Source organism: Bradyrhizobium sp. Arg237L, assembly GCF_029990105.1.
Taxonomy (GTDB): domain Bacteria; phylum Pseudomonadota; class Alphaproteobacteria; order Rhizobiales; family Xanthobacteraceae; genus Bradyrhizobium.
Genome location: NZ_JAQMIL010000165.1, coordinates 1 through 2,249, shown reverse-complemented (window position 1 = coordinate 2,249; position 2,249 = coordinate 1). Strand labels below are relative to the sequence as shown.

The following is a 2,249-nucleotide window of genomic DNA, read 5'->3' as shown; positions in this document are numbered from 1 at the left end:
CTGAACCTTAGCGGCAGTCACGACCGTGACCTTGGCGAGATTATATCCTCAAGCAAACTGGCGGGAGAGGTCCGTTTGAACGTCCGTCGAGGGTCAACAGCGCCATTTGGCTGATCGGTCGGTCACTTCCGCTCTACCCCGATAAAGTGGACCATTTCGAAGCCAAGCCGACCTTCGCTCTTGGGCCAACAGCGGACGTCGCCAGTTGCATAAGCGACAAGGAGCACGCGTTGAGGCCGCGCGACAAGACGACCTCGGTGATGCGAGCGCGGTTTTCACTTCGCGGCGTCGGCGCCCGTCTTTGCGACTTGGCCATCCTGAACTGGCGTCCCGCCAGAGACGCCGATCGCCCCGACAATCTTGCCATCCACATTAATGGGAATGCCGCCTTCTAGTGGAGATGCCCCACGGAGTGCCAATGAACGCAAACCCATGCCGCCCTGCGCCACGAGATCCTCGAACACCTTGCTAGGGCGCCTGTAGTTAATCGCGCTGTGCGCCTTGTCCTCGGCAGCCATAAGAGAGCCGTATTGGGTATTGTCGAGCTTGTGCAGCATCACCATGTGGCCCGTGCTGTCGAGGATGACGATGGCCATCGCCCAGTTGTTCTTTACGGCCTCCGCTTCCGCGGCAGCCATCACTTTCTTGGCTGCCTCGAGCCCTAGTGGCGCTCCATAAGGCGTTATCGGAGGTGGGGATGGCGCCTGTTGAGCGCTGGCTGTTGCGGTGAGTATCACTGCAGCCACGATGGAAGCGACTAGCGTCTTGTCCTGCGTCCTCATGTTGTTGTCCTCCCGATATCTGCTGGTCGGCTAAATTGGCAGCCCCTGCACTGGGACTATTTGCGACCGCAGGATTGCGCCAATCCGTACCAGAGTCCATTGGCCGGGGCGTGCCGCCTAGCTGCTTGCCAGCAATGTCCGAGAAGAGGCCACAAGCGGATTTATGCTCGTTCGACAATGGCATCAGCGACTTTGCGGGCTGCGTGCGCTCATTCGGGGAACCCGCACGGCGCAGACCTTCGGCGTATTTTGCCACGAAACCGGGCTTCTGATAGGGTCCGAGATGGGAAACGCGGAATGCTGGATCAACAATTTGCAGGCGGGCAGATAGCCGATGCGCCGTATCGCTGCGCCCGGCAAACGCAGCGCTGGCGGCTCCGATCGCAAACCTGGATGCGCACTCGGATTGCGCCCGATCATTCCTTCCGCTAAAGCCAGCGCCTCCTCGTGTCGATCTAGAAAAAAAGCCTGGGGCATCGCCGACGAGCTTGAGCCTGTAAGGATCGAGCCGTTCGGCACGTTTGAGGTTCGGGGTTCGTCCGCAGTGGATTAGGATCTTTGCTTGCAGGATGTCGGCTGGGGGGTCAAAAGCGCCGATTGGAAGGTCGACCAGTAACTTCCGATCTACCCCGGTAAGCAGACCATTTCCGATCCCGCGCGGACTTCGCATTCGGGCCATTAGCCGTCATGCGTGGCACACGATCAGAATATGGTGGCCGATCCACAGTATGCGTGGTCAGTTGCTATTGCGATTGATGAAATCGGCGATGGTGTCGACAGCCTTGGCTTCGATGCCGAAGTAGCCATGCGCCGCCTTCGCCTCGCGGGGCGGTGACTCGGGCGGATCGCCGCCGTCAATCAACACAATTTCGGTCTTGCTGGTTTTTGTCAGGCGCCTCTTCAACATCTCAGCGTCGGCCGGCGGCGTGGCGCGGCAAGAGTCGTTTCGATGCGACATGATAAGAGTCGGAACCGTAATCTCCGACAACGCCAAATCGGCAACTCCGTTCGGATGGCTCGTCGCAATCGCCCGGGCGGGCGGAGTGCGCGTCACTGTTGAAGTCAGGCACTAGGCCATCAATACCCTTGCCAATCAAGATAGCGCCCGTAGCCGCCGAAAACGTACGCGCGCTGGTTCCGACCATGTCGGCACGGCAGCTTCTCTCTTCAAGTAACTCGCAACTGCGCCAATATCGCCTGCATGTGCTTCGCTCATACGGAATATCGCGTTCATGCCGCGCTGCCGATCCGATGGTGCATCGCTTGCAAGCGACGTGCGCGCGGGCACCGGTCTCGACGCGCTAACGCGCGAAGATGCCTTTGTTTGGCGATGGTTTCGACATGGCGTCTGTCCTGTTCCTCGGCAGGAGGCGCATCAAGACCGCAACTTCCAATTTAGGCGATCTTGGCGACGCGGCCGAGACAGGCCGCACCTGCGCCACAGGTGCGCCCTATTGTCTTCCCTTT

General features: G+C 59.7%; 2 protein-coding genes. Both read right to left on the bottom strand.

Annotated elements, in window-relative coordinates:
- Nucleotides 1–275: 275 nt before the first annotated feature.
- Nucleotides 276–782, bottom strand: coding sequence for a heme-binding protein (locus OZ411_RS42715; RefSeq protein WP_282532763.1), 507 nt, complete (start codon nt 780–782; stop codon nt 276–278).
- 736 nt (nt 783–1,518) lie between these two features.
- A complete protein-coding gene (locus tag OZ411_RS42710) occupies nt 1,519–1,836 on the bottom strand; it encodes a hypothetical protein (protein WP_282532762.1) in 318 nt (105 codons plus the stop codon).
- Nucleotides 1,837–2,249 lie beyond the last annotated feature (413 nt).